A 26,101-nucleotide genomic window follows, 5' to 3' on the forward strand; every position below is an offset into this window, starting at 1 on the left:
GATGCGCTCCTGGGATGTCGTTTCCGATTATCTTGAAAAGAAAAGAATACGGATTCTTTTTTGCGTCTCGCTTATAGTAATTTTATTTTTGGTTCTAGTTTATTTTCCTTTTTTGCAGAGAAAAGAGTTTTATAAGGAATTTTTGTTAAACCAAATCAGTCAAGCTACGGGATTAAATATCGAAGTTAGGGATTCCGATTTAATAATTTTTCCTTTCCCGGGTATAGAACTAAATCATGTTTCCATAAAAAAGAATAATGTTCTTTTAGCCGTAAGTAATCGAATCGATCTGGATATTTCCTGGTTCGGCTTACTCCGAGGAGTGATAGAATTAAGGGACCTTTCCATAGAAGGCGGTTCCCTTTTTTTAGAAAGGCGAAAAGACGGTTCTTTCGACTTACTAGAGTATCTGAAAGAGGGAGACCAAAATCAGGACCAACGGTCTAGCGTAAAACTTATTCCTGAAAATTTGGCGCCAAACCTAGGTCTATCCGCGAAGAATTTTATCGGAATCGGATTAAAGAACGTTGAAATAAATAATTTCACGTTAGAATACAAAGAAGATTCGCATAATCGCGAATACAGAGTATATTTTTATAAATCGAGAAGTTCCGTCTCCTTTTACGGAACCGAGTTGGAATTTCTATTTAAAGGAAAGATAGATGAACAACCGATCGATTTACAAATCACCGCCGCACTCCAAAAATCGACGACGAATTGGGACAAACTTCAATTCAAAGTCGTTTTAAATTTAGAAGAGCTTTCTCTTTCTTTACTCAGGGATTTATTCTTTATTTTTCCTTCGGCGGATTTTTCAAAAACTACGATTACGGGACGAATCGAAGCTTCTAAAGAAGAGAATTCTTCCATCCATTTTAAGGTTCGATCCTTAGTGAAGAATCTTGCGTACAAAGGAGGCATCCCCTTCGGAAAAATCAAAGCAGACGTAAATTTCGATCTGGATCCTTTTGAACGCAAAATTTCCTTATCTTTCGTGGATGCGTTATGGGAAGGGGTGGCAAAAGTCACCGGAACGGGCAGCGTAAATTGGAAAAATCGAACGGTCGGCCAATTCGATATTCATAGCGACTATGCAGATTATCATAATCTTATAAAGCTTTGTAAATTATTCCAAGTTCGTGACGACCTATTCGACCCCCAATCCCCTCCCGGAATTTTTTATATCAACGCCGAATTAAATAATCTCTTTGCATTCAAACATAGATTTTTATCCGTAAAGGGAGAAGCTAAATACGTCTATCCCATGATTGCCATCCCGAGCTTTCACGCATTCATATATAACGGCGAAATTGTCGGTAAAGCCAAGATCTTCCCGTTCGTGCCTAAGATCGAAGTGGAAGGCGAAGCGTTTCGACTTCAATCGGATAGGATCTTATTACCTTACCTTTCCGAGAGAATTATTAGCGGCGAACTTTATAGCAGGTTTATTCTCGAAACGTCCATTCGCGATCGATCGAAAGAAACCGTAGCGGAACTGTTCGCCAATATGGTCGGTTCCGGAAATCTAGAAATTAGAAACGGGGAATTGATAGGATACGCAAATTTCATGATTCCCGTACTGAATACTCTCGGAAAAATCATCAGCTTTAAAGGCGTAGACGGAAGAAAATTCCAGTTTTCCGATCTGAAGTCCGACTTAAGAGTCAAAAATAACCGACTTTTCTTTCCCAACTTATCCATCGAAGGAAGCGGAATGGAAGTCGATGGAAACGGAAATTTAGGTTTTGATAAACGAATCGATATGATCCTTTACCTTCGCTTGGGCGGTAAAGTAGTAGGGCAGGCGGCAAAAATACCCATCCTCTACAAAGGAATTTTCGGAAAAGGAATTCCTTATATCGATCCGATTTGGTTGGGTTCCGTCTATGCGGGTTCTATCTTACTCGGTCCCTATCTTCTACCCTTGGGTGGTCCGTATGGAGGAGGCGTTGCGGGTTCAGTGATCGGGGAATACGTTCGCGATTTATGGGACGGAGTTAACAGTTTGTTCGGCGGTTCCGACGACGATACTTCGAAAAAACCCAAAGGCAAATAGACTTCCGCCTTCAAAAGGCTCGCCGCTCCAGTTCTTCTTCAGACGGAAAAATTAAATTTCGATTTAATAGTTCGTGTCCTAAATTCAAAAAAGCCCTTCCTTTCAAAAAGTGAGAATCGCAGATTTCGGGTTTGGAGTCGCAAATGGAAGAAAAAACGCGTGGAGGATTGACGGTATATTTTAGATTTCTATTTCCGTCGACAAAGTGCGTATAAAAAAGATCGTTTTCTATCCAACCGAACAAATTACCGTAAGCAAAGTATGCGGAAGCGGAATGTTTTGGAGAAAGCAAATCTCTGCCCATAGCGGAGAAGTAGGCTTCTTTTCCGACTAAGCCAAGAACGGTCGGTATTACATCCAATTGAGAGGCATAATGATCGTCGATACCGGGCTGAATTCTATCCGGAGCGTAGATCAAAAATGGAATATTACGATCTTCGTAATAATCCAAATATCGATGATGAGTATGGTCCGCCACAAAAATGAAAACCGTATTCTTAAAGTATCCGGACTTTTTCGCCCTAGAAATAAAATCCTGAATTGCCCAATCGGCATAATGATAAACGTTTAGATACTCGAAATCTTGGACGGAAGAGTCGAAAATCCTAAATCTTCCCGCGGGAGGTCGATACGGATAGTGCGTCGAAAGAGTGAGAGAAACACCTAAAAAGGGTTTTTTAGATGCGGAGATTTTTTCATGCAGTACTTGTAATACGTCCGCGTCGTCATATCCCCATGCTCCCAATCGAAACCGATTCATTTTGGCTATTTCTTTTTCACCCACGACGGTATCGAATCCCCAATGAGGTATTAATGTTGCTTTATTATCAAAACTTAAATCACCACCGGTAACAAAGAATGTTTCGTAACCGAGCTTCTTAAAGATATTTCCGATTCCGGAAAAATTACCCAATACTTGGTGAGTTCGTACTACTGTAAGCCCCGGTCTATCGGATATACCGGTCAATACGGACAGCATCCCGTTTGTGGTTCTACCGCCCGAGGCAAAGAAGCGCGTGTAGAATCTACCTTCCCGTAGAAGTCGATTAAAGTGAGGAGTGAGTTCCTTTCCGGCGATTTTACCGTCGGATATCGGGTTGATGAATTTTCCCGTCCAATTCTCTAAAAGAATCAATACGACATTGGGCGACATCCCGAAGTTCGTTTGGTTTTGCTTTCTCAAAAGCGGAAATTTTTTACTGACGAATTGCGCGCCCGGATAGCTAATCTCCGCCTGAACGACAGCCACCGCCTGATCCATATCTAGAGATAAATAATTCGGAATAGATTGGCTTTTTAAATCCATTATGGAAGTGAAAATACCGTTTAACGCGATATTATTCACGAACGCATGACTGGAAACGATCGCATTGCTAGCTCTCAGGGGAGTTTCTTGAATTCCTCCTCGAATTGCGATAATCGAAATTATTAATAGAATACAGCACTGGACCGATTCGTTTTTCCGATTTCCCGGTTCATACCGGTAGGGATTATATTTCAAAAAGTAATAAGTCGATACCGGCAGGAAAATCGAAAATAGTGCCAAGGCGGAGGCGATAAATATAGGGCTGTCTTCGAAAGCCGACTTAAGAATAACTCCTAGATCTTTTCCGATAAATACGAAGCCTTCGTAGCCGATATGTTTGTTGGCATTCTCAAAATAAATGATATCGGCTATTAAATGCGAAATCATCCAAACGCTGATGAGAATCGGAGTGTATCCCCAAAAAAAGACGTAGTATTTGTAACGATTCAAGTAGGGAATTGCGGATAATACCGCAAACGTTCCTAAGAGAATTCCAATTACAGAAAAATCAAATCGCAAACCGACAAATAAAGCAAAGAGAACGTCCTTGGATTCTACACCTTGCAATCGGTAAGAATAAATCCATAAAAATGCGGCTTTGTAACCGACCAGAATTGTACCGAAAAAGAGAGCGTAACCACCTATTAACTTAAGATTCGAAGGGAGACGTTTCATCGACTATTTAATAAGAGACCAAGCCTAATTGGCCGGAGCAACCCAAAAATAGTTTTAGAGAAATTCGAAGTTCAATCTCGACGATCGTACCGGTGATATCTTTAGGCTGTAGTCGGTAGACTACATTCCAAAACGGACTAATTGAAATCCAAATCTAGTCCTTCTAATTTTAAGACTTCCAAAGCATTGCTAGATTGAACGATGCCGGGACGAATTCGATAGTCGAAACTCATTTTACCGTCTTTAATTTCCTCTCGGAAATGACGTAATAAAAGCCCGCTCAAGCCGGCTAACTCGAGATCATGCGTAGTTACGATACCGAATACTCGAGAGCTTTTTAGACGTTTGAGAATCCCTTTGCAGGCTAGAGTTCTTTCTCTAGAATTGGTTCCCTTTAGGATTTCGTCCAAAAGAACCAGATGCTCCGATTTTGAATCCGAGACTTCGGTTAGAATTTTTGCCAGTCTTCTCACTTCCGCGTAAAAGAAAGAAATACCTTCGTCTACCGAGTCCTCATTGCGAATACTCGAGTGAACTTTTAAAAGAGGTGTGGAAAAGGAGGAAGCCGGAACCGGCGCACCGGCCATAGATAAAATTCCGCAAATACCGACGGAACGCAAGTAGGTCGTTTTGCCGGACATATTAGAGCCGGTTAAAAGCAGCAAATCTCCCGGTGCAACCGGTTCCAAATTATTCGGAACTCTCTTTTCTGCGTGAATCAACGGATGCACTAAATCCTTCGCCTCTATTTTTTTTCCATCCGATTCTTTTAATATACTTGGGAAGGTAAAGCTAGGTTCGATCCATCGTAAATTAGCGAGCGGTAATAAGGAATCTAGTTCGCAGAGCTCTTCGAATGCGGGTAGAATTTTTTTCCCCCACTCTTCCCACCATTGATCATACCGCTTCCAAAACCATAAATCGAATAGGAAAAGGAAATTTAAGACACTATGCGGTAACGGTGCTTGCGAGTACGAAGCTCTGTCTGCGATTTTTCTAAGTTCTTTCCAGCATCGAACAAATTCAGCATCGGTCCAATCCCTCAGAAATTCCCGGCCGGAAGTCCCGATTACCTTTGATCTTAAAACGTATCTTAATAATTTCCCTAGTTCGGATAACGTTTCCGCTTGTTGGGCCAAAGGTGAGATCAACTCTAAGGATGCATTTCTATAAATTCCGAAAAGTCCTAGGTTTAATAAGAAAAAACCGAACCCCCAAGTTTTCCCGAAAACGAGGCCGATAAGAACGGCGAGCCATACGAATACGATCCAGAAAGGAAAGATGAATCGAATCCATCTTCCTTGATTTGCCAAAGCTCGCTTCCAAAACTCCTTCGGTTCTTCCTTGAATAATCCGCTTGGAGGCGAAACTTCTCTCGGAGCCTCTCTATCTTTATCGTAACGTAAAATCGAAGGAATGTAGGATGGGAGAGCTTCTTCTTTAATTTCTTTTTTGGCCGGGATGGACGCTTCGTATAATCCGAATTGACGCAGAATCTTTTGCAATACTCCGGATCGCCGGGAGAGAGCTGAAACGCTGCCCTGCCTTTCGCGAACGGCCGACGTTAAATCGGGATCTAAAAAGTATCCTAGAAATTTAGAGTAACCGGCAAGGGTGGATGTCGTATCAATCCTGGCCAAAATACCTTTCTCACCCAGAAAGTCCAAATCTTTGGTCCAGGAAGGTAAATTCCGATCCATAGAAATTTCACGGTATATTTCCCGTTTCAATTTCGGATAACCATCTGCGTTCAACGACAATCTTGCTTTTTGACGTTCTATAAGCCCGCGCCAAACTTCCAGACGCTTCGATTTATCTCTTCGCGCTTGATAAAGGGCTAGAAGACGATAAAAGGCCCAAAGAAAAAATATGGATGGAAGATAGTAAATTTCGGAAGAAACCCGAATTATATATGTGGCAAAAATCCAGGTAAGAAAGGCACCGAACGCCAGGAGCCTCAATGACGATAGTAAGCGTAATTTTTTTTCCTCGCGCAAGAGAAGGCGGGATATACGGGAAATTCTCCGTTCGACGGAAAACATCCGAGATGGAATATTCATATCGCTGCTGAAACGTTCTCGTAGTTTTCCGATTCTCGACGATATAATTCGTGATCCAGCAGGCGAACCAAAGAACCGAGATCGTTCATGACCCATCTGGAGACCATCCGACCCCTGTCCTTACCGCGGAATTTATCCACGTAGACATAGCCGAATAGGTCCGTGCCGTACTCGTAAACGACGTACCTACCCGACCTACGGCCCGTTCGATTTTCCAGACGAATCAGCATTTTAACCGTTTTTACCTAGTACTTTCTTATCGTACAAGAAAAAAAAACCTCAAGTATTTTGCGAATGCCCCGAAGTATAGTTTGGGAGAAGGCTTCCTTTCCAAGGACGGAAAAACGGACCTTCCTTCTTCATCCCCGAAAAGGGTCGCACGGAGGCGATTTATGATGTATTCGGAAATGGATCCGGATCTACGGAGTTCCTTTGCCAAAATAGGCAAAACCTTCGCCAATCTAACCAACGATACAGCCTTACCCGCTTACGGCTTAAAGGCCGGTAGCTTATTGGATACGAAGCAGCTAAAAAAGCTAGTTGAAATTCGAAAACGAAGAATCAATTCCAAGCAGTGGCAGCGGTTCCAAAAAGATTAAAGGCCCGTTCAGGAATTGAAAAGCCTTCCTTGGAGAAGGCTAATTTCAACGGTTTACGGGACAAAAATCTCCGAAATTAATATTTGGTTTTAGTCGAAGGAAGCTTGACGTTTAAAATAACGTCAACCGCAGTCACCTCGCCCTCCTTAACCACTAAATTGGAATTGTTCAGATTCAGATCCTCCGCAAACGAAGCCTTAATTTCGTATTCTCCGGGTTTGAGATTCGTGAACCAAAAGTTTCCGTTTTGGTCGGTATTGAGTTTCTGAATTCCCGAAACGCTCGAAATCGTAGGCATATAAATCGGCTGATTCAAAACCGGGTTATCCAAGGTTTGGTAGAATACCTTACCGCGAATCGCACCGAAGCCCGTCATCGAAGCGATTACTTCAAGTTCGTTCTTCTTATTCGGAATCACTGCCTGAGTCTTTTGCACTTCAGGATAATCGTCCGCCTGAATCGTCACTTTGTGAACTCCCGCAGGAAGATCTTTCAAAGTCAGAATATAAATCGATCCTGGAACTAATTTGCCCATCTTCTTAACTGCGCCCCAATAAGCGGACGATTCAGTGCTGATTTTGGTTTCGTATTCCTTATCATCGATCAAAACTTTAATTGAGCGACTTCCTTGTCGTTTTTTACCCGTTGATAAGCGAATGTCCGGCGGAAGGTCGGAAAGTCCATAGGCCCTGTCCTGAATAATCGTCGTTTTAATTACGAGATCACCTTTTAAGTTTGTCGGAACGACCGGGGGTTCTTGCGGAGTGACTACCGGCACGACCGGATCGACTTTGGGCGGATCAATGTCGGGAGTAGGAGTAGGCGTTACGGGTGGCTTAGTAGGCTCCACAGCCGGGGGCGGTTCCGGTTTCTTTTCTCCCGCAAGGAAAATACCGGAAGCGTTTCCCGATACCTGAGGCACCTGGTCGTGATCGAACTTTTTAGCCATCGCGACCGTATCGTCTCTCGAAACGAAAAAAGCCTCCAGCGCAGTGACTACATTGTCTTGGTTTAAATCCGCAGTCGAAAGGGCTTTCCCGAAAGTATAAGTGAAGATCCCATGGTTGATATTACCGCCGACTTCGATAGCGGTTTGATTATCGTCGGCCGACGAGATAATCGCTTTGTCTTGAAAATAAAAATCCTGAGGATCCTGGCGAACGGTTCCATCACTTCCTTGTGGGATCGGAACGGGTGCTGCACCTCGAGTCGCTCTTCCTTTTTTGGCGATTCCACCCGAGAAGCAACAATCGAATACGAAAACGGTTTTCGGCGATTTAACATCGCTGAGGTAATCATTTAGTTCGTCGTCGCTGAGATGAGGACGGTCGTAACATATGATGTAATTCCGCATTCCGTTCTTCGCGTTCGCATCCCTCTGAAACGCTCCGTGGCCTGAAAAATACAGAAATACCGTATCGCTGGACTTTGCGCGGGAAGCTAGGGCTTTGATTTCTTTTTGAATAGTATCCTTAGTTACGTCTTTTCCTAGGACAATTCTAATATCATCGAACTTTCCTACGCGCTTGATTTCGTCATGTAGGTACTTTGCGTCGGCCTCACAAAGGTTTAATTCGGGGATGCCCGCCTTATTCCCTTTATAATTAGATCCGAAAATGAGACCGAACCTTCTCTGTGCAAATACATCCGTAGAAAACAGAAAAAGAGAGATTCCGATTACTGAAATTAAGGATTTCAATCCGAGGCCTCCTGGCTTGAGTGGGACTCAAGGTAGCAAAAACTAATCGTTTGTCATTATTTTTTTGCCTTAGTGACGCCCCTTTTTATGCAATCAAAATTACGGATAAAAGGGATTATTTGGGGAATTTTTTTCAATTCCTAAGGTCAAATCAACTCCATTCCTTGAAATTCGATATAATCTCTAAATAATACGGTCCCAAGTCCGAGAATTAAAATATGAAAACGACTCTTCTCTATATCATGGCATTCTTTTATATTCTAGCAGGTTCGTTCCATTTTATAAACCCGGCCTTTTATCTAAGAATGATGCCTCCTTATATTCCGTTTCATTCGGAAGTAATCATTGTCAGCGGCATCATCGAAATTCTATTGGGAATATTCTTAATCCCTAAATTCACTCGCAGGCAAGCGGCGTGGGGCATCGTTCTTTTGCTGATTGCCGTATATCCCGCAAATATTCAGATGTTTTTGGATGCATGGAAGTCGAATAATCCGAAATTGTGGGTCACAATCGTTCGCTTACCGTTTCAATTTTTGTTTATTTGGTGGGCCTGGATTTATACGAGAACGGACAAGAATCATCGTTAAATAAAAAAGGCCGGAATAAATCCGGCCTTTCATCCAAGTTTATTCGGAAAACATCATTTTCCAAGCCACTTCATCATGCTGCGCAGTTTCTTTCCTACGGATTCGATAGGATGACCTGCGTTCTTTTCCCGCATTTTATTGAATTCCGGGTACCCGGCTTTCGTTTCGGCAATCCATGCTTTAGCGAATTTAGCGCCTTTATCTTTTTGAATATCATTCAATACGTCTTTCATACGAGCTTTTACGCTTGCATCGATAATTCTAGGTCCGGAAACATAATCTCCGTATTCCGCAGTCCCCGAAATGGAGTAGCGCATGCGAGCTAAACCGCCTTCGTAAATCAAGTCGGTTATCAACTTCACTTCATGTAAGCATTCAAAGTATGCGATTTCCGGATCGTATCCGGCCTCGGTCAGAGTTTCAAAACCGGCCATGATCAAATTGGACAAACCGCCGCAAAGAACCACTTGTTCGCCGAACAAATCTGTTTCCGTTTCTTCTCTGAAAGAAGTTTCCAAAATTCCGGCCCGTCCACCGCCCACGCCCGCAGCATGCGCTAATGCACGCTTCTTCGCATCTCCGGTCGCATCTTGGTTAACCGCAATTAGGCAGGGAACTCCACCGCCTTCGACATATACTCTGCGTACCAAATGTCCGGGACCTTTTGGAGCGACCATGTAAACGTCCACATCCTTGGGCGGTTGTATAAATTCGTAATGAATATTAAATCCATGAGAGAAGACGAGAGCATCTCCTTTCTTTAGATTAGGTTCGATGTCGGCTTTATAAATGTCGGCTTGAATTTCATCGGGAGCCAGGATTTGAATGATGTCCGCTTTCTTTGCGGCTTCCGCGACTGAGTAAACTTCAAAACCCGCTTCTTGAGCTTCTTTTTTAGACTTGGACCCTTCTTTTAGTCCGATAATCACTCTCAGGCCCGAATCTTTCATGTTCTGGGCTTGAGCATGCCCTTGACTGCCGTAACCGATTACGGCGATTGTCTTTCCTTTAAGAACGGAAATATCGGTGTCCTGATCGTAGTATAAATTGGCCATTCTATGGTACCTCGAATCTACCTTAAGATCCTCTAGAAAAAGCCCGTTTTGTATCGAATGAGACGAAATTCTCCGAACTTCTCCGCGCGATCGCGCTTTGCCGGAGTCTTATGGGCTTCCGTCTTGAGGACAGCGAGTCGAACCTGCGTCCCTAGAGGGTCCTTTTGACAGCACATTGCGAAAAGGCCCATTCCACAACCTAAAATTCCTCAGTGGCCTCTGGATTTAAGGAGCTCATTCAATTTCTGTACGCCCGGACCTTCCTTATCTATGGCTAGGGCCGTTTCCAATATGGCCCGTGCTTCTTCCCACCTTCCGAGCAGACGATAATTATCGCTCAAGTTGACTAAATTGGCCAATCTGTGGGGTTGAGATAAACGAACTTTTTCGGCAGCTCCGGTTGCGAGAGCATATTCCTTGAGATGCTTATAGCAAATGGAAAGTAAAAACCAAATGTTCGGAGAATCCGGCTCGGCATCGAGATAAACTTCCATCCATTTAGCGGCAACCTCGTATTCCTTTTTATCATAATAAATTTGACCGAGTAATCGAATCGCCTCTTTAAAAGACGGCGTTATCTTAATCGCTTCCTCTAAGAGAATTATTGCGGTCGAAACTTCATGTTGCAGGACCAAAGCTTTTGCTTCCGAAAATTTTCGGACCGCCAAATCAGGATACGATTGCTTCGGTTCCGATACGACCGAAGCGATCGACTCCTGATAACCGATCCTAATCAAAGATAAATCGTCGGATAAGGCTCCTAATTTATGAATCTGATTTACCACCGAGTCAAGATCTCCCTTTGCGGTCTCGACCACTCGTAAGAATACGGTTTCATCCTCGTTCATCGTCCATGCGTTGCCGTCTTGGGGGAGATTAATGTCGTCTCGCCCGTCCGACCCGACATATATTACGTCCCCAGGCGATAAATTATATTCTAAAATTTTAAAGTTCATTTCGGAAGGAGAGCCTAGTTTCCGCAAAGTGAGCTCTTTTTCCAAGAAAGAAGCTAGGCCATCCCGATATAAAACGGTCCAAGGGTGCTCCGCATTAAAATACAACATTTTGCCCGTGCTTTCATTGATTAAGCCGAGAATCACCGACGCCATCATCACGCCGTCGAAGGTTCTAAATATGTCATCAAGTTCACGATACGTATCGGTAATCCAATCCGCAGGACTGGTATCCAAAATTCTCCCTTTGCTTGCGGATCGAGCCATGATATTATTCATCGCAGTACCGAGAACGATGGCTCCACCGGCACCTTGCATGGATTTCCCCATAGCATCGCCATTAATAAAGACGATCCAACGATCCTTATCTTCTCCGAATAATAGGTTGCCACTGATACAAATATCTCCGCCTAATTCGGACTCCTTATTTTTAAAGGTGAATTTCTTTTTTTGCTCGATATAAAAATTCGTACTAACGACCTGCGACTTATTCCAATTCGTCATCAAGGGTCGACTCAGTAGGGAAGTCAGATAGTAGTCTCCGTCCTGCTGTACCTTTAACGATTGAATCTCTTCCATCTTTTCGGTGACTTCTTTCGTCCTTGACTCCACCTTTTCTTCCAGCGTATCGGCATATTCCTCCAGCTTTGTCCTTCCTTCGAGGATGTTTTGAACCATATTATTAAACGCATCGCTTAAATAACCGATTTCGTCCTGGACAAGCACAGGGATCTTAACGTAAAGATTGCCTAAATTTACTTCGCCCACTCCTTTTATGAGAGTGTTCAAGGGTCTTACCAAACTCCGATTGAAGAAAATCGGAAAAAGCGTAAGGATTACGATCACCAAAAATAAGGTTAGGATTGCGATCCATCGATTCGTCTCGTCCAGAAAGCTTCTATAATGCATATAAGGAAACGTGATTTGCAGAATTCTTCCGTGCTGAACATCTTGAATATAATAGGAAAAGAATAGATCCGTCGGTTTAGGAACGTATCTTTCCTTTCCTTGCGATGTCTTAGGCATATTTACGGTCGGAATTCTTTTTAGAAAACTTCCCGTAGCCTTGATCTTACCGATTTCCGTCGCTGCGATACTCGGGTTCGGCTCGTAACCGTCTCTGGCTAATAGAACCTTGGGTTTCTTAGATTCTTCCGGAATCGAAATCACGTATGCGATCGCCGTTCCGTCGGCTCTTCCCGTCGAAACGAAAGATAGTGCTTCCTTTAGGCTGATTTGATCGAATAACGATTCATTCCGTAAATTCAGAACCGTCGAAAACCCCTGGGCGAATACCAAGCTCGTTACCACGGTGATTCCTACGATCTTGGTCATAAAAGAGGTTTTATCTACGGTATTGTTTATAAAGACGATCGTCAGCGAAAAATAACCGAATATCATGAATCCGACATACAGTTGCTGGAATATATGAAACTTAATATAACCTTCTCTTAATAGAAAGTTCGAGATGATCGGAACCAAATACGTTAAAACCATCGCCACGGACATTTGGGTTAATGCTTTCTTTTCCTCCGCTTTGCTCGCCCTGATCTTTCGGACTTGTATGACGATCATGATCAGTAAAAATGCGATCATTACGAGAGCGAGCAAACCACCTACGCTTGCCGGATACGTATAAATCTGCCCTTGAAAATCGAAGATCGGTTTATTCGTCAAAATTTGATAATACGAATAAGAGACAACGGATAATGCCAAAACAACCATTACGCTCAAAACGATTTTCGCCTCCTTGGGTCTATCGTTTCGAGGGTAAAGATATGAAAAGACGCACAAGAATAGCGTTCCAAACGCGGCGCCTGGACCGGTCAAGAGTCGATGATAGGCCGCTTCAGGATAAGGAAAAAGGGCCGAAATCAAAAACCCAAAATTGATCAAAAAAACCCATAGAAATAAAACCGAAAATGCGGCAGTGTATTTAGCTTTATTCTTGAGAGTAGCGAGAAAAACGAAGATAGTGAAGGTGAATATACAGCAAATGAGAGTGGAAATCGCCCAGGAATCGAAGTATAACATGGAGCAACGGTTTTAACTTTTTAACTATAAAAATCAAGAGTTTTCCCGTTAAAAGCCGACGTTCCTCTTCGATTAAAATCAAGGTAAGCTCCGCTCGGGGCGCCCATTCGTTTCGACATGAAAATATTCATTCGGAAGCAAGAGAGAAAAATTTCGCTAAACGCGGATCAATCTTGCGAGGCTAACGTTTCCGCTTCTTTTTCCAAAATCCGTATCGTTTCCGCAAGAAGTTCGCTCTTATTCAGTAATGAATCCATCGAAGATTGAAGTGTTGAAACGGCCTTCATAATCGCCCCCGAACCGGTGGCTTGCTCTTTCGACGCGGTCTCGATTTCCGACGAAAGGTTCCGAAGAGCGCTCAAACTGTCTAGGAAGCGACTATTCACGGTCTTTTGCTCGCTCAGAAGATCGTTCAATTGTGCAAATCGTTCTAAAAAATTTCGGAATAGAGTCTCCTGCTCTTCCACTTTGCTTGTCGCGGTGATAACCGATCTTTGCCCCTCTTGTACATGACTCGTGCTTTCACCGATAATTTTCGAAATTCTATCGGCATTTTCGGAACTACTTTCCGCGAGCTTGGATACTTCGGTTGCCACTACGGCAAATCCTCTGCCGGCTGCACCCGCCCTTGCGGCCTCAATCGAAGCGTTCAAGGAAAGAAGATTCGTCCTATCTGCCACGTCCGACATGATTTGATTCACTTCGCCTACCGATCGGAAGGAGTTCCCCAGGGAATCCAACGAAATGCGCAGAGCTTCCACAAATCTACTGACCGTTTTTCCGGCCTCTAAGACGATTTCCATATTTTTATTCAAATCCACGGAATGACCCGAAATTCTATCGATCAAAGTGTGAAGATTTCTACTTTCTCCCAATAGTCCCTCGATCCTGTAAAATTGATCTTTAACGGTTCCTGCAGAATGCTCGGTCTGGGCGAGGAACTCCTCCATCGTAGAACTAATTTCTTCAAATGAAGACGCATGGTCTCCGACGACTTCGGAAAGTTCTTCCGAAAAATCCCTGAGCTTTTTCGAATTCTCCCGTAAAGAAAGGGCAGACTGGGTCATTTTAAATTTCCCTTCTTCCAAATCGGCTCTGGATTTTTCTATAGCTGCGGCCTTTTCCTCTTCGGCGCTCTTTAATTTGGTAAAGATCGAAATCAAAGTTCTAACAATGAAGACGACCACCAATAAGAAGGCGATCTTTGTGAATTGCTCGGATACAGGGGCGTAACCCGGCAGATTTACGATTTTCGGATCTTCGGTAAAAATCACGCCCGTAAGTTTTGCGTTAAAGATGACTATAACTTGGGAGATCGCCGCCAAGATACCCGTCCAGATAACAAAAGACGGAGAAAGTAGTAGTCCGGAATATATTATGTAAATCACATATATCGTAAAGAGCACGATTTGTCTGATGACTACCGAGGCTTTTAAAGGATCCTCCCAAGTAGCGCCGATCATGACTAATGTCAATACGATTACGTCGAATAAGATGAATAGTCTTCCTAGGAAAGGGGAAACTCCTCCTTCGAATCGGTTTTTATAAAAAGAATAAGTCGTATACAATACCATGACGGAGGTTCCGCCGATATACATCGAATTCTGAAAAACCGTGCTCAGTTTATATCCGATTGCGATCGAAGCAAAATAAAGAAAAATTAACCCGAAGCGGATTCGGTTAATCGTGATTGGGCCGGTCGCGACGATCCGATCCGCACCCGTTTGAGTCGACATAACGCTATTTTCATTTCTCTTCATAATGTTTTTACGATCTGATAACATGAATTTAGAATTGTATTTTCGGAAGAAATCGACACTTTTTATTTATCTATTAATGGAAAATCTGCCGCAATTTAAAGAAAGACAGTACAATTTCGACGTCTTGCAGAAAAAACATACGGAGCTAATAATGTCAGAGCATCGCATCCAACTAACCTGGAAAAAAGGACAAGAGGAATTTAAATACGAAGTCTATGATCGCACTCATACCATTCGCTTTGACGGAGGTCAAGAAATTCGAGGGTCTTCCACAACGTCCACTTATGGAAAAGCAGAGTTCACTAATCCTGAGGAAATGATAGCCGCAGCCCTCTCTAGCTGCCATATGCTTACGTTTCTAGCCGTGGCAGCTAAGCGCAAATACGTGGTTCTCGAATACGAGGACTTGGCGGTTTCTACGTTGGATAAAAATTCGGAAGGAAAGCAATCCGTCACAAAAATCGATATCCATCCGAAAACAAAATTTTCAAAAGAAAACGTTCCGACCGAAGAGGAGTTAAAACTTCTGCACCAGCTATCGCATAAAAGCTGCTTTATAGCAAATTCGATCAAAGCCGAAGTTTTAATTCATCCGATTCTTTCGGAGAATTAAATTAAGATTCTCTATTATCGAGATTTTCGTTAGCTTTCGGTTTACGATCTATGTATTTTCGAAGTACGTCCCTAGTTTTTAAAATCGCTTCGTTATCGGGATCCAATCGTAACGCGGAATGAGTCATAACCATCGCACGGTCGTAATTTTTCAAAGCGATGTAGACTTGAGCCAGATTCATTAGGTTTTTAAGATGGTCCGGCTCTCGTAAGAGTAGTCGCTCTCCGAAATCCAGCGCTTTCCGGAGTTGTCCTGCTTTTCTCGCCGCAAAGGATGCAACGTATAGGATTTCCTTATCGACCGGTTTTATATTCAGATAATCTTCCGCATACCGAGCCGCTTTAGAGTAATTTTTCATTTTTAGAAACAATCGAATAAAATTCTTTTTTACTTCCGGAATCCTACTGTTTAAGGATTCGGCCTGCTCTAAAAATGCTATGGCTTCGTCGATTTCCTTATTTTGAGAAGTATCCTTAGCTTTTTTGAGAAGCTCTCTAACTTTCTCCTTTTGCTCCTCTTCGATACGGCGTTGTTCCGGGTCCGCTTCCTTAAACGACAATCTAATCAAAGATAAATCGTCCGTGAGATGACCTTTTCGAAGAATTCCATTATAAATTTCTTTTAAATCACCCTTGGCCTCTTCGACGAGTCTTAGGAACAGGCGTTCGTCATCATTGATGATTCTTCCCCCCTCTGCGTCCGTCCCGATCAAAATATCATCCCGTCCGTCCGAACCTGCGATTATCACATCACCCGGTTCCAATTGGAAGGTTTTAATGAAGATTCGACCTTCCATTCCGGTCGTACCTAGTTTACGAAACATTAATTCGTCTTCGATAAAACTAGCGATCCCATCACGATAAAGTACGGTCCACGGATGTTCGGCGTTAATAAAATAAAGGACCCCGACCTCATCGTCGATCAAACCGATGACGGATGAAACCAACATCGATCCGTCAAAGCTTTCAAAGACCTTATGCAATTCGGTGAAGGCGTTTTTTAGCCATCTCTCGGGGGATTGCGCCCGCATCGACTCCACAATTCTAGTTCTCTCGATGATCGACTCGAAGACAGCACCTAAAACCAAAGCGCCGCCTGCTCCTTGCATGGATTTTCCCATAGCGTCGGCATTTAGAAAAACCGTATAGGAACGATCATGAAGTTCGATATGGTTGGAGATATTTAGATCCCCTCCAATTTCATCTTTATAGCGACGGAAGGTAAACTTTTTCTTTTGCTCCATCAAAAAGTCCACTTTCACGTTTTCTTGAATGGCCTTATTCGAACCGAGCGGCTTGATCAAAAGGGAAGTTAAGAAATAGTCTCCGTCCTGTTGTTGTTTTAACTCTCGTACTTCACCCAAAGTCTGTTCGAGTTCTTTCGTTCTTTCTTTTACTTTTTCTTCTAGCTCATTCGCGTACTGCTCGAGTCGCTTTCTCGCGGCCTGAATGGATCTAGCCATTCTGTTAAATGAACGGGCGATAAAGCCTATTTCATCCTCGACCCTCGGTACTAGACGATAATCGAGATTTCCGGAATTCACTTCCGTCAAACCGACTACAACCTCGTCCATCGGAACGATTAGGGCGTATTGAAAAAAGAATCTGAACCCGATCGATACGATCAGAATTACCGCGATCAAAGAGGCGACGAGAACCAAAGACGGCTCGTGTAAGAAGGCTCTAAGCGTCTTATAATGGAATCCTACCTCGTAAATTTTCCCGTTTTTTGGATGAACGAAATAATAAGCGACATAGAAAACGGGCTTTTGATCGCCTACATTATAAAATTTTGTTCCACGATAAATCCGTTCCCCCGCGTCGCGAATTACCGCTAAGGAAGATAGGGTTAGAACGGAAATATCGGTTTCGGATTTTCCTCTTTCGATCTCGTCGTTTATCTTTGATTTTACTTTTCCAAGCATTTCCGAAAGTCCGATCTCTTCCGATTGAAATAGTTTACCAATTGCCGCTTGGTCATTTTTCTTCGGAAGATGGGAAAATTTACTTCGTATTACGGAAAGTTTCTTTCGTAATAGATGAAAAAAGGAAATCATTTCGGCGTCCGAAACTTCCGCTTCTTTTTTACTGGAGAGGAATTGTAGAATCGCTTCCCGGTAACCGTAAAATTCCTTGGGCGCTTCTTTCAGAATCGATTTAGATTTTTCCAAACGTTGCCCTGCAGGAAGAGTTCCCAAATTCGTCAGCAGGTTTCCGAAATGAAAGAATCGTACTTCGAGTTTGTCTTCGGCCGCAAACCTGGGATCCTTTGTGCCTTGTTCCGTTTCGAAGACGTCGTTAGAAGGGTCGTATGAAATTTCGTATGCGAAACCTTCGGGCTTCTCCTTATCCATTACGACAAGTTTGGTCTCTCTTATTTTTATTTGATCGAAAGACGCTTCGTAACCGTTTAGTACGGCATATCCCACCAATTGAAAGACGAGTAGGAAAGTCGCCATCGTTATTCCTACGATACGACTCAAGATCGTTGTCCTTTCCTTAGTCGTATTCACATAAACTACCAGGATCAAAAATAATCCCGTCACCAATCCTAAATCGGCGACTTGCTGGTACGCCGCTCTGGAAATCGAACCGTCTCGGCTAAGCGCGTTGGCAATACCCGGAAGTATAGTTATCACGCAGTAAGAAAGCATAATATAAATGACCGAACGGCGCTCTTTTCCCTTTTCGCCGACAGCCCTCCAAATTCCTGCGACTAAGAACGACACATTATAAATTAAAACGAGAAGCGAAAATAGCTTATAGAAAAGATGGGTTTCAAAGTCCCAGTAATGACTTCCCATTACGAAAGTTCGAACCGACTGAAGGGAAGCGATTACGTAGAACCCTGTAGTCAGGATCACTCCCAAATAGAGCAGGGCATACACGGAAAGTCCGAGTTTCACTCTTTTCGGTTGCGGAAAGTAAAAGAAGAAAATTAACAGCTGCGTATAGCCGATCATCGGCGTGGGAATAACGATCCATCGATGGAAGATAGACCATTCTTCATAAGATACAAAGCCTATAACATATCCGAGGTGAAAGACAAACGTGGCCAGGGAAGAAATTCCTAAGTGAAACGCCGCCTTGCTTCGATCTTTAATGGTAAGAAAAAAGAGAGAGACATATAACGCAAAGAGGGACGCGAGCAGAGAACCGAAGAAATAAAAATTAAGATAAATTTGGTCCATAAAGAAGGGTAGCCTAAGAAGAATTTGATGAAAACAACGATCGTCAAGGAAAATAGTTTTTTATTCGATACCTTTGCCGGATCTCTTACAGTAAGACGCCTTTAATCTTCGCAGTGCGAATGCTCGAAATAGAGACTGTGTGGCCAAACAGTATCGAATGATAGACGGATATTTAAGGAAAAAAATAACAAAATCGATTCGATTCGAAAATGGACACGGTCGCAGCTAGACCTGCCCACCCCAGCAAATATATTTCAGCTCCTGGTATTCTTCTATTCCGTATTTCGAACCTTCTCTTCCTATACCCGACTCTTTTATACCGCCAAACGGAACTTGTTCGGTTGACAGCAAACCTTCGTTTACCGAAACCATTCCGGCCTCGATCGACTCACTAACCCGCCAAATTCTGGCAGGGTCCGTCGTGTACAAGTAAGACGCTAAGCCGACTTTACTGGAATTGACGATCCTTAACGCTTCCTCTTCCGTTTCAAAATGCAATACGGGTGCAAGAGGTCCGAAAGTCTCCTCCTGGAAACAAAGAGATGATTCGGAAACATTCGAAATGACCGTAGGTTCATGAAAATTACCGCCTAATTTATGAGGCTTTCCGCCTAATAGCAATTTGCCTCCACGCGCCAAAGCGTCCTCAACATGCTTACGCATTTTTATCAGAGCTGCGGAGTTAATGAGAGGACCCTGTTTTATATCTTCCTCAAAGCCGTTCCCTACCTTTAATTTGCTCGTTTCCTCCGCAAGAAGTTTAGAAAATTCCGCCGCAATGGAAGCTTCCACTAAAATTCGATTTGTGCAAACGCAGGTCTGTCCCGTGTTTCTGAATTTAGAGAGAACGGCCCCTTTAACTGCTTCCTTTAAATTGGCGTCGGCAAAAACGATGAACGGCGCATTTCCTCCAAGTTCTAACGAGACCCTTTTTACACTCCGTGCGGCCTTTTCTAATAGAATTTTTCCCACTCTCGTAGAACCCGTAAAACTGATCTTACGCACGATCGGATTTTCCAAGAATTCGTCCGCGATAGGTTCCGGCTGACCTGTCACGACTTGAATGGCACCCGCCGGAAAACCGGCTTCTTGGGCGAGAGCAACCAGTGCCAATGCGGAAAACGGAGTAAGTTCGGACGGCTTTGCGATGACTACGCATCCGGCGGCAAGCGCCGGGCCGGCTTTTCTAGTAATCATTGCGCTCGGAAAATTCCAAGGAGTCAAAATTCCCGAGACGCCGACAGGCTCTTTCCAAGCGAGAAGACGAAGCTCTTTACGATGAGTAGGGATTATATCTCCGTACGTTCTCTTTGCCTCTTCACCGAACCATTCCAAGAACGAAGCCGCGTAGTCGATTTCTCCTCTCGATTCGGATAGAGGCTTCCCCTGTTCCCACGTCATGATTTTGGCCAGATCTTCCTTATGAAGAATCATCAGATCGGCCCAGGCACGCAGGAGCCTCGCTCGTTCTTTGCCGGTAGTCTTGGACCATTTTTTTTGCTCCAGTTCCGCAAAGTCTATAGCCCTTTTAACTTCCTCCCGTGGCAGATCCGGAATAGTCCCTATCTCGGTTTCCGTTGCCGGATCGAATACCGGAATCGTATTCGGCCAGGCATTCCAATGACCTGCATAAAAACAGGAAGTTCTAAATAACGAGGATGAGGCGAGATTCGGATGATTCATAGTAATGCGGAATAATTTTCTCAGTAACCGGCTTTGACTACAGTTTTAGTAAAAAGTTATTTTTTTATTAAATTATAAACAAAAAAAGGGAAATATTTTAATCATTAATAGTTAACTAACTTAATTATCTGAATTGAATTTAAACGCTTTTCTCGAAGCCTTGTCAAATGAGCACAAAACATCGGTACTTAACATCGGCTCTATTCTTATTTGTTCCGCTTTTAATCGACCTGGAAGCCGTAACGGTTCTGACCACTGGCGGTCGTACTTTTGAAAGAGTTACGATCGAGAAAGAGACCGAGACGGAAATCGAGATCATCGATAAAGATGGAGTAATTTATCGAATTCGAAAAGATAAAATCAAACGGATTTCTCCCGATTCCAAAGAAGGCCCTGCCGAATTTACGACGGATGAAAGCGTTCCGACGGGAGCCGTAAAAAAAGCGTCCCCTGTCGAAGCTTTGCCGGAACATTCCCTTCTTCTTTCGCAATCCGTTTCCAACGACGGCGCGTTTCAAGGGGTGGATTTATTCGGTGAAAGACAGGCAAGAAGAAATGGCACTAAATATAAGGATTTTTATCAAGCTTACTTTCTGACTACTAGCATTGATTTATTAGGCCTACCCAAGCAGCTCAAGCTGGGTATGACCGTGATGAATCCCTTAGTGGATCGATCCAACACGGATGCCGATAACTTTGTGCAATCGACACCGGGAGGGCCGGATCAAAGTAATTTGATCAACCAGTCTCTCGCCACCGGAACTTTGCAATACGATCCGAATCAGGTAAAAACGCGAAAAGAAAAGAACGGCTTATTCGATTATCTTTTTACTCGGGCAATGTACGAGCATGAAACGAAATTGGGAGCGTTCTCGGCCGGATTTTTGTTCATAAACGCGAATGACCCGGTTTACGTGATGAGAGGATATTGGGTCATAGCATGGCGCCCTCCATTTCTCGAGTGGCTTAATCCTCAGCTTTCCGCAAATAATAAGATGTTAAACGATTATGGCGGAATCTTTCAGGGAACTCATAACTATCGACTTTCGCTTAGTCACGAATTCTTTAAAGGAGAAACATTTCGAATAACTCCTAGTCTAGTCGTCGGGTATGCGGACGTGAACGATAATATCGATCGAAAAAAGGGAGTCAGCGATATAAGTCCTCGATTACAATTCGATTATGGAAAGTTTTTTTTCGCGGCAAACGCAATGTTTAGAGCGACGCCCGCGTTAGTGGACAACTCCATCTATACTCCTAGCAGCGGGGTGTATCCGGATACGAACCCGAACGACGGAAAGACGACGGACCCATCCAAAGTCTACGGGTATAAGAACGAATACATCGTTGATTATCTCTCTGCTATCGCGCCGAACGAATTCGTCCGGCGAGGTTTGATCGAACATTACCAGCAACAACATATAGTTCATTTTATATTCTTTTATAATATAGGCTATACCATCAGGATCTGAATTTATAAGGACCGAAACTTAAATATCGGTCCTTGTTACGGGGAATAGGTCGAAAAGTTTCACCTCGACAAATCTCTTTCGCGACGATTTTCAGAATAGAATCGATCCGATTCGTCCAATTTAAAAATTAAAGTCGCTCCCGACCTTTAGGAGCGACTTTGTAAAAATAGAACAATCCTTTCGATCAAAGAAATTTTCACACGTTCGATTATCCAACGCTTCACGATGTGGATAAAAATAATATTACGAAAACGATAAATATAAGACAAAAGCCTTTACCCAAAAAGAATCACTCACGGGACCCATCGCAAATTTTTCTGGACCGAATAATACATTAATATTTTATAATATAAAAATTCGTTTCAAAAATGTTTACTCGTCCATCTCTTTTTCGATTCCATTACTAATGCTGTGTACCTTTTGACTTAAACGCAATGCTGACACCTTTTCACCGGAACCGTTTCCGACTGAATCGAAGTCGAAATGAACATCCGTTTTTCTTTTCGTCTTTCTTACGACTCCATCGAACGAATTGAATTATTAACGAAACTCATTTTCCTACTTGACTGAGAGTGGAACGAGAACTCTACTAAAATCTCATTTTGTAACAATCATTCTGGAAAGAGGGGAATATCATGGTGGATTTACCTAAGGTTTGTGTGATTGGTGCCGGTTCTAGCGGAATTACGGTTTGCAAATCTTTACAAGATAAAGGAATTCCTTACCACTGCTATGAAAAAGGAAGCGATATCGGCGGTAATTGGCGCTACAATAACGATAACGGAATAAGCAATATCTATAAATCTTTACATATTAATACTCATCGAGATCGCATGGAATATCGCGATTATCCGATGCCTCCTTGGTACCCGGAATATCCCAACCATGAGCCGATACAAAAGTACTTTCTAGACTATGTGAGCCATTTCGGCCTTCGGAAAAACATCTCGTTCAAAGACGGCGTTGCGAAAGTCGAGCCGCAGGAGGACGGAACATATCTAGTCACCACTGAGAAAGGGCAAAAAAAATATTACGATGCAATAATAGTCGCCAATGGACATCATTGGTCGCCGCGTTGGCCCGAGCCGAACTTTCCCGGAAAGTTTAACGGTAAGATTATACATTCCCATGATTACGTGGATCCCGAGCATCCGATTCAACTAGTAGGTAAGAGAGTTGTCGTTCTGGGAATGGGAAATAGCGCGATGGATATTTCCGTCGAATTGAGCCGCCCCGGAGTATGTAAGAAAGTTTTTCTGTGCTCCAGGAGAGGCGCGTGGGTAATTCCTAATTATCTATTTGGAAAGCCTCTGGATAAATCCACACAACTAATTCCTCCCGGAACGCCCTTCTGGCTAAAAAGGACGGTACTAGGATTTATCCTAAAATTGGGAGTCGGTAAAATGGAAGATTTTGGACTGCCAAAGCCGGATCATAATCCGGGAGAGGCGCACCCTACCATCTCTCAAGATATTCTAGTCAGACTAGGCAGAGGAGATATCATATATAAACCCGTAATCCAGGAGTTTAAAGGAAGTAAGATCAGATTCGCCGATAATTCCGAAGAGGAAATCGATGTCGTGATTTATTGCACCGGTTATAACGTTAAATTTCCGTTCTTCGACCCGAATTTTATCGACGTTCAAGACAATCATTTACCTCTCTTTCATAGAACATTCAAGCCCGGATTGAATAATTTATTCTTTATCGGACTCTATCAACCTCTCGGTGCAATTATGCCGTTAGCCGAATTCCAAGGAAAATGGATCGCCGAATACCTTGCGGGAAATTATCAGCTTCCTAGCGTTCCAGAAATGCAAAAACAAATTAGTAAGTACGAAGACGCAATGAGAAAGCGATATGTAGCGTCCGCAAGGCATACAATGCAGGTTGATTTTGAAGATTTTCTCTACTATATGCAAAAAGAATTGAAATCCGGTAAAGTCCGTGCATCAAAAGCTGGAAATCGACTCCCGATAGAGGCGAAAGCCCGACATAAGAGTTCGTCGAAGTCGGATCATTTAAACGGAAACGATCATAAGGTTTTAGGAAGAAATAAAAAAGGTGCTTTGGCAAAAGTTTGAGACGATAGCGGCAAGGTCCTTGATGGCATTGCCGAATGAAGTACTTCGGGCCTTCGGGGATGACATTAAAAGGGAGCGGGTCTTAGATCCGAAAATCAGAGCGGCCTTATTACTAGCCAAAATCAAACCGAGGCTAGAAGATCTCTCGCCCGTTCAGGCAAGAACGATATTCGAATATATCGTAACCCTCTTCGACCTCCCGAAGGCAGATATCGCTCGTGTCGAGGATTTTACGATTGCGGGAGTTTCGGGTAGGGTCAGGGTCCGTTTGTATTCTCCCAGCGGTCGTTCCGAACTTATCCCCTGCCTTATCTATTATCATGGCGGAGGTTTCGTTATCGGAGGTCTAGAAACCCATGACAATGCATTGCGATACCTAAGTCGTTTAACAGGCTGTGCTATTCTCGCCGTCGATTATAGACTCGCTCCCGAACACGTATTTCCGGCCTCTTGGGAAGACGCCTATTCGGCTTATAAATGGGCTCGTAGCAGCGGGAAAGCCGTAGGATTGGATCCGAAGAAAGTCGCAGTCGGCGGAGATTCTGCAGGCGGGAATTTAGCTATTTCGATCTCGACGAGGACAAAAAAAGACAAGATCAGTTCTCCTATTTTTCAAATTTTATTTTATCCTTGGATAGATCTCTCGCAAGAGAGAAAGAGCATCGAAGAATTCGGAAAAGGTTATGCTTTGACCAGGGATCTTCTCAGATATTTTAAAAAACATAGCTTCTCAAATGCCAACGATTGCTTAAACTCGCTCGTAACTCCACTCAGGCTGTCTTCTTTCTCCGGAACTCCTCCCACTTATATTCAAATTGCCGGGTTTGATCCGCTCCAAGACGAGAATTTTGCCTATGTCGATTTATTAAGAAAAGCCAATGTTGGAGTCGAGGCAAAAGTTTACGGGGAACTGATCCACGGCTATGTAAATTTAGCCGGAAAGATTCCCGCCGCGAGAGAACCTCTGATGGATGCTGCGGTTTGGATTCGAAAAGGTTTCAAATTGAAATCAGAATAAATAATCCGGCAAAATATGCATGCCGCTCCTTTACGATATAAACTTATACTTTTTCAATGAAGGTTTTGCATTTACTACTTTGATTCAAAATGCCTTAAAAATTTGATTAGGCTCGACCGATTCGACGAACCCCGATTTCTTTCCCGCGGATTTTAATAACTCGATTCCAGGATCCGATTCGAATACGACGTGGAACATACTCTCGCCGATTTTTTCCATTCTTATGATTTTAAAATCGGGTAAAAGTTCTTTTACCCTTTCCGAACCCGTGCCTTTTCTCAGCGTTAAAATGTATTCGTTTCGAACCGAACTTTGGGCTTTCTTCGGTGCGATTTTGTACTTATTTCCTGCGTTTCTCGTATTCTTTCCCGATTCATTCGCGTTCGGACTTCCACCTAAAACTATCAACAGGAAAAAGAACGGAATCGTATGTCGGCACAAATATAGGGAAATTCTGATCATGAGCTTATTCGATTTAAAACAACCTTGTTCGTCTATTCCAAATCGAAGTTTTAAATTTAGTCTTATACACTTTTCAGCTTCTATTCAAACCATTTACATTCAAATTGCCGGGTTTGATCATCTCCAAGACGAGAATTTTGCCTGTCGATTCATTAAGAAAAGCCAAGGTCGGGGTCGGGACAAAAGTTTGCCGCTCACTTAGCTATCGGGATCAATAGTTTATTTTTCAAGAAAAATTGATTTGAAATTTTCGAAGTTCGTTCAAGAAATTTCAATATGCATTCCCGATTCATCACCTATTTTCTACTTCTATCGTTTCTTCCCTTCCGATTCGCAACCGCATTGATTCCTGCAAAACCCCAAAAGCAGGATAAGGAAAAAACGGAACGAAATCGGACGACTAAATCCCAAGAAAAGATTTCCTGTTGCGAGTTGGACGATACCTCCCAAGGAGATCTTCGATTAGTCAGAATTTGTCTTACTAAAAACCGAACGCGCTTCACCTTTAAATACGCCACACCATCGTCTGCTTGCACGATATTAAGTAACGTAACCTTTCGGGACGCTTCTGGCAAGATCTACAATCCCGTTTCTTCCGAAGGAATTCCCGATTGCAATTCACAAAAAAGCCGGAAAGTTGAGGAATTTATCTGGAATTTCGAAAGAATAAATCCGAAGTCCAAATCGTTCGATTTATTCGAAAAAGAAGTTGCAGGTCTTTCCGCTTGGAGCTGGAGAGAAATTAATCTTGAGAAATGTAATTTCGAATAAAAATTAGTTTTTCCTAATATT

At 43.0% G+C, this 26,101-nt stretch carries 18 protein-coding genes; 8 read left to right on the forward strand and 10 right to left on the reverse strand.

Annotated features, from left to right (window positions below; genetic code table 11):
- Position 1 precedes the first annotated feature (1 nt).
- Positions 2 to 2,056 (forward strand): AsmA family protein, encoded by a 2,055-nt coding sequence (locus LEP1GSC047_RS17485; protein ID WP_010416828.1) that lies wholly within the window; start codon positions 2 to 4, stop codon positions 2,054 to 2,056.
- A gap of 10 nt (positions 2,057 to 2,066) precedes the next feature.
- On the opposite strand, the gene LEP1GSC047_RS17490 is transcribed toward LEP1GSC047_RS17485, so the two are convergent.
- The 3 genes from LEP1GSC047_RS17490 to LEP1GSC047_RS17500 form a co-directional block, all read right to left on the reverse strand.
- Positions 2,067 to 4,037 carry an LTA synthase family protein gene (locus LEP1GSC047_RS17490; protein WP_010416826.1) on the reverse strand — a complete coding sequence of 657 codons (1,971 nt, stop codon included), beginning with the start codon at positions 4,035 to 4,037 and terminating at the stop codon, positions 2,067 to 2,069.
- Between the two features lie 137 nt (positions 4,038 to 4,174).
- Positions 4,175 to 6,097 carry a MutS family DNA mismatch repair protein gene (locus LEP1GSC047_RS17495; protein WP_039935464.1) on the reverse strand — a complete coding sequence of 641 codons (1,923 nt, stop codon included), beginning with the start codon at positions 6,095 to 6,097 and terminating at the stop codon, positions 4,175 to 4,177.
- Positions 6,094 to 6,327 (reverse strand): hypothetical protein, encoded by a 234-nt coding sequence (locus tag LEP1GSC047_RS17500; protein WP_010416818.1) that lies wholly within the window; start codon positions 6,325 to 6,327, stop codon positions 6,094 to 6,096. The genes LEP1GSC047_RS17495 and LEP1GSC047_RS17500 overlap by 4 nt, the downstream gene beginning before the upstream one ends.
- A 162-nt stretch (positions 6,328 to 6,489) precedes the next feature.
- On the opposite strand from LEP1GSC047_RS17500, the gene LEP1GSC047_RS17505 reads away from it, so the two are divergent.
- Complete coding sequence (locus LEP1GSC047_RS17505) at positions 6,490 to 6,696, forward strand: hypothetical protein (protein WP_039935734.1); 207 nt, start codon at positions 6,490 to 6,492, stop codon at positions 6,694 to 6,696.
- Between the two features lie 76 nt (positions 6,697 to 6,772).
- Here LEP1GSC047_RS17505 and LEP1GSC047_RS17510 read toward each other — a convergent pair whose 3' ends face one another.
- Positions 6,773 to 8,395, reverse strand: a complete 1,623-nt coding sequence (locus LEP1GSC047_RS17510) for a caspase family protein (protein WP_010416812.1) — start codon at positions 8,393 to 8,395, stop codon at positions 6,773 to 6,775.
- Between the two features lie 218 nt (positions 8,396 to 8,613).
- Between LEP1GSC047_RS17510 and LEP1GSC047_RS17515 the strand changes: the two genes are divergently transcribed.
- Positions 8,614 to 8,985 (forward strand): DoxX family protein, encoded by a 372-nt coding sequence (locus LEP1GSC047_RS17515; RefSeq protein WP_010416810.1) that lies wholly within the window; start codon positions 8,614 to 8,616, stop codon positions 8,983 to 8,985.
- A gap of 53 nt (positions 8,986 to 9,038) precedes the next feature.
- On the opposite strand, the gene ilvC is transcribed toward LEP1GSC047_RS17515, so the two are convergent.
- The 3 genes from ilvC to LEP1GSC047_RS17530 all read right to left on the reverse strand — a co-directional run bounded on the left by ilvC (position 9,039) and on the right by LEP1GSC047_RS17530 (position 14,763).
- Positions 9,039 to 10,040, reverse strand: coding sequence for a ketol-acid reductoisomerase (gene ilvC, locus LEP1GSC047_RS17520; RefSeq protein WP_010416808.1), 1,002 nt, complete (start codon positions 10,038 to 10,040; stop codon positions 9,039 to 9,041).
- Positions 10,041 to 10,249: 209 nt separating this feature from the next.
- Positions 10,250 to 13,027, reverse strand: a complete 2,778-nt coding sequence (locus tag LEP1GSC047_RS17525; protein WP_010416806.1) for a SpoIIE family protein phosphatase — start codon at positions 13,025 to 13,027, stop codon at positions 10,250 to 10,252.
- 167 nt (positions 13,028 to 13,194) lie between these two features.
- Entirely contained in the window at positions 13,195 to 14,763 is a 1,569-nt protein-coding gene (locus tag LEP1GSC047_RS17530; RefSeq protein ID WP_020989092.1) for a methyl-accepting chemotaxis protein, read from the reverse strand.
- A gap of 175 nt (positions 14,764 to 14,938) precedes the next feature.
- On the opposite strand from LEP1GSC047_RS17530, the gene LEP1GSC047_RS17535 reads away from it, so the two are divergent.
- The gene (locus LEP1GSC047_RS17535; protein ID WP_039935736.1) at positions 14,939 to 15,400 is read left to right on the forward strand and encodes an OsmC family protein; all 462 of its coding nucleotides are present in this window, start codon (positions 14,939 to 14,941) and stop codon (positions 15,398 to 15,400) included.
- 1 nt (position 15,401) lies between these two features.
- Here LEP1GSC047_RS17535 and LEP1GSC047_RS17540 read toward each other — a convergent pair whose 3' ends face one another.
- Both LEP1GSC047_RS17540 and LEP1GSC047_RS17545 read right to left on the reverse strand, forming a co-directional pair.
- The gene (locus tag LEP1GSC047_RS17540) at positions 15,402 to 18,590 is read right to left on the reverse strand and encodes a PP2C family protein-serine/threonine phosphatase (RefSeq protein WP_010416798.1); all 3,189 of its coding nucleotides are present in this window, start codon (positions 18,588 to 18,590) and stop codon (positions 15,402 to 15,404) included.
- A gap of 225 nt (positions 18,591 to 18,815) precedes the next feature.
- Positions 18,816 to 20,273 (reverse strand): NAD-dependent succinate-semialdehyde dehydrogenase, encoded by a 1,458-nt coding sequence (locus LEP1GSC047_RS17545; RefSeq protein WP_010416795.1) that lies wholly within the window; start codon positions 20,271 to 20,273, stop codon positions 18,816 to 18,818.
- A 167-nt stretch (positions 20,274 to 20,440) separates the two neighbouring features.
- Here LEP1GSC047_RS17545 and LEP1GSC047_RS17550 point away from each other — a divergent pair, with 167 nt between their 5' ends.
- From LEP1GSC047_RS17550 to LEP1GSC047_RS17560, 3 genes are all read left to right on the forward strand, one after another.
- The gene (locus LEP1GSC047_RS17550; protein ID WP_010416792.1) at positions 20,441 to 21,745 is read left to right on the forward strand and encodes a hypothetical protein; all 1,305 of its coding nucleotides are present in this window, start codon (positions 20,441 to 20,443) and stop codon (positions 21,743 to 21,745) included.
- A gap of 635 nt (positions 21,746 to 22,380) precedes the next feature.
- Positions 22,381 to 23,829, forward strand: a complete 1,449-nt coding sequence (locus LEP1GSC047_RS17555) for a flavin-containing monooxygenase (RefSeq protein ID WP_010416789.1) — start codon at positions 22,381 to 22,383, stop codon at positions 23,827 to 23,829.
- The gene (locus LEP1GSC047_RS17560) at positions 23,810 to 24,847 is read left to right on the forward strand and encodes an alpha/beta hydrolase (RefSeq protein ID WP_010416786.1); all 1,038 of its coding nucleotides are present in this window, start codon (positions 23,810 to 23,812) and stop codon (positions 24,845 to 24,847) included. The genes LEP1GSC047_RS17555 and LEP1GSC047_RS17560 overlap by 20 nt, the downstream gene beginning before the upstream one ends.
- A gap of 84 nt (positions 24,848 to 24,931) precedes the next feature.
- On the opposite strand, the gene LEP1GSC047_RS17565 is transcribed toward LEP1GSC047_RS17560, so the two are convergent.
- Positions 24,932 to 25,309 carry a hypothetical protein gene (locus LEP1GSC047_RS17565; RefSeq protein WP_010416784.1) on the reverse strand — a complete coding sequence of 126 codons (378 nt, stop codon included), beginning with the start codon at positions 25,307 to 25,309 and terminating at the stop codon, positions 24,932 to 24,934.
- Between the two features lie 276 nt (positions 25,310 to 25,585).
- Between LEP1GSC047_RS17565 and LEP1GSC047_RS17575 the strand changes: the two genes are divergently transcribed.
- Complete coding sequence (locus LEP1GSC047_RS17575; RefSeq protein ID WP_010416777.1) at positions 25,586 to 26,080, forward strand: hypothetical protein; 495 nt, start codon at positions 25,586 to 25,588, stop codon at positions 26,078 to 26,080.
- The last annotated feature ends 21 nt before the right edge of the window (positions 26,081 to 26,101 follow it).

Source organism: Leptospira inadai serovar Lyme str. 10 (genome assembly GCF_000243675.2).
In the GTDB taxonomy this organism is placed as follows: Bacteria; Spirochaetota; Leptospiria; order Leptospirales; family Leptospiraceae; genus Leptospira_B; species Leptospira_B inadai.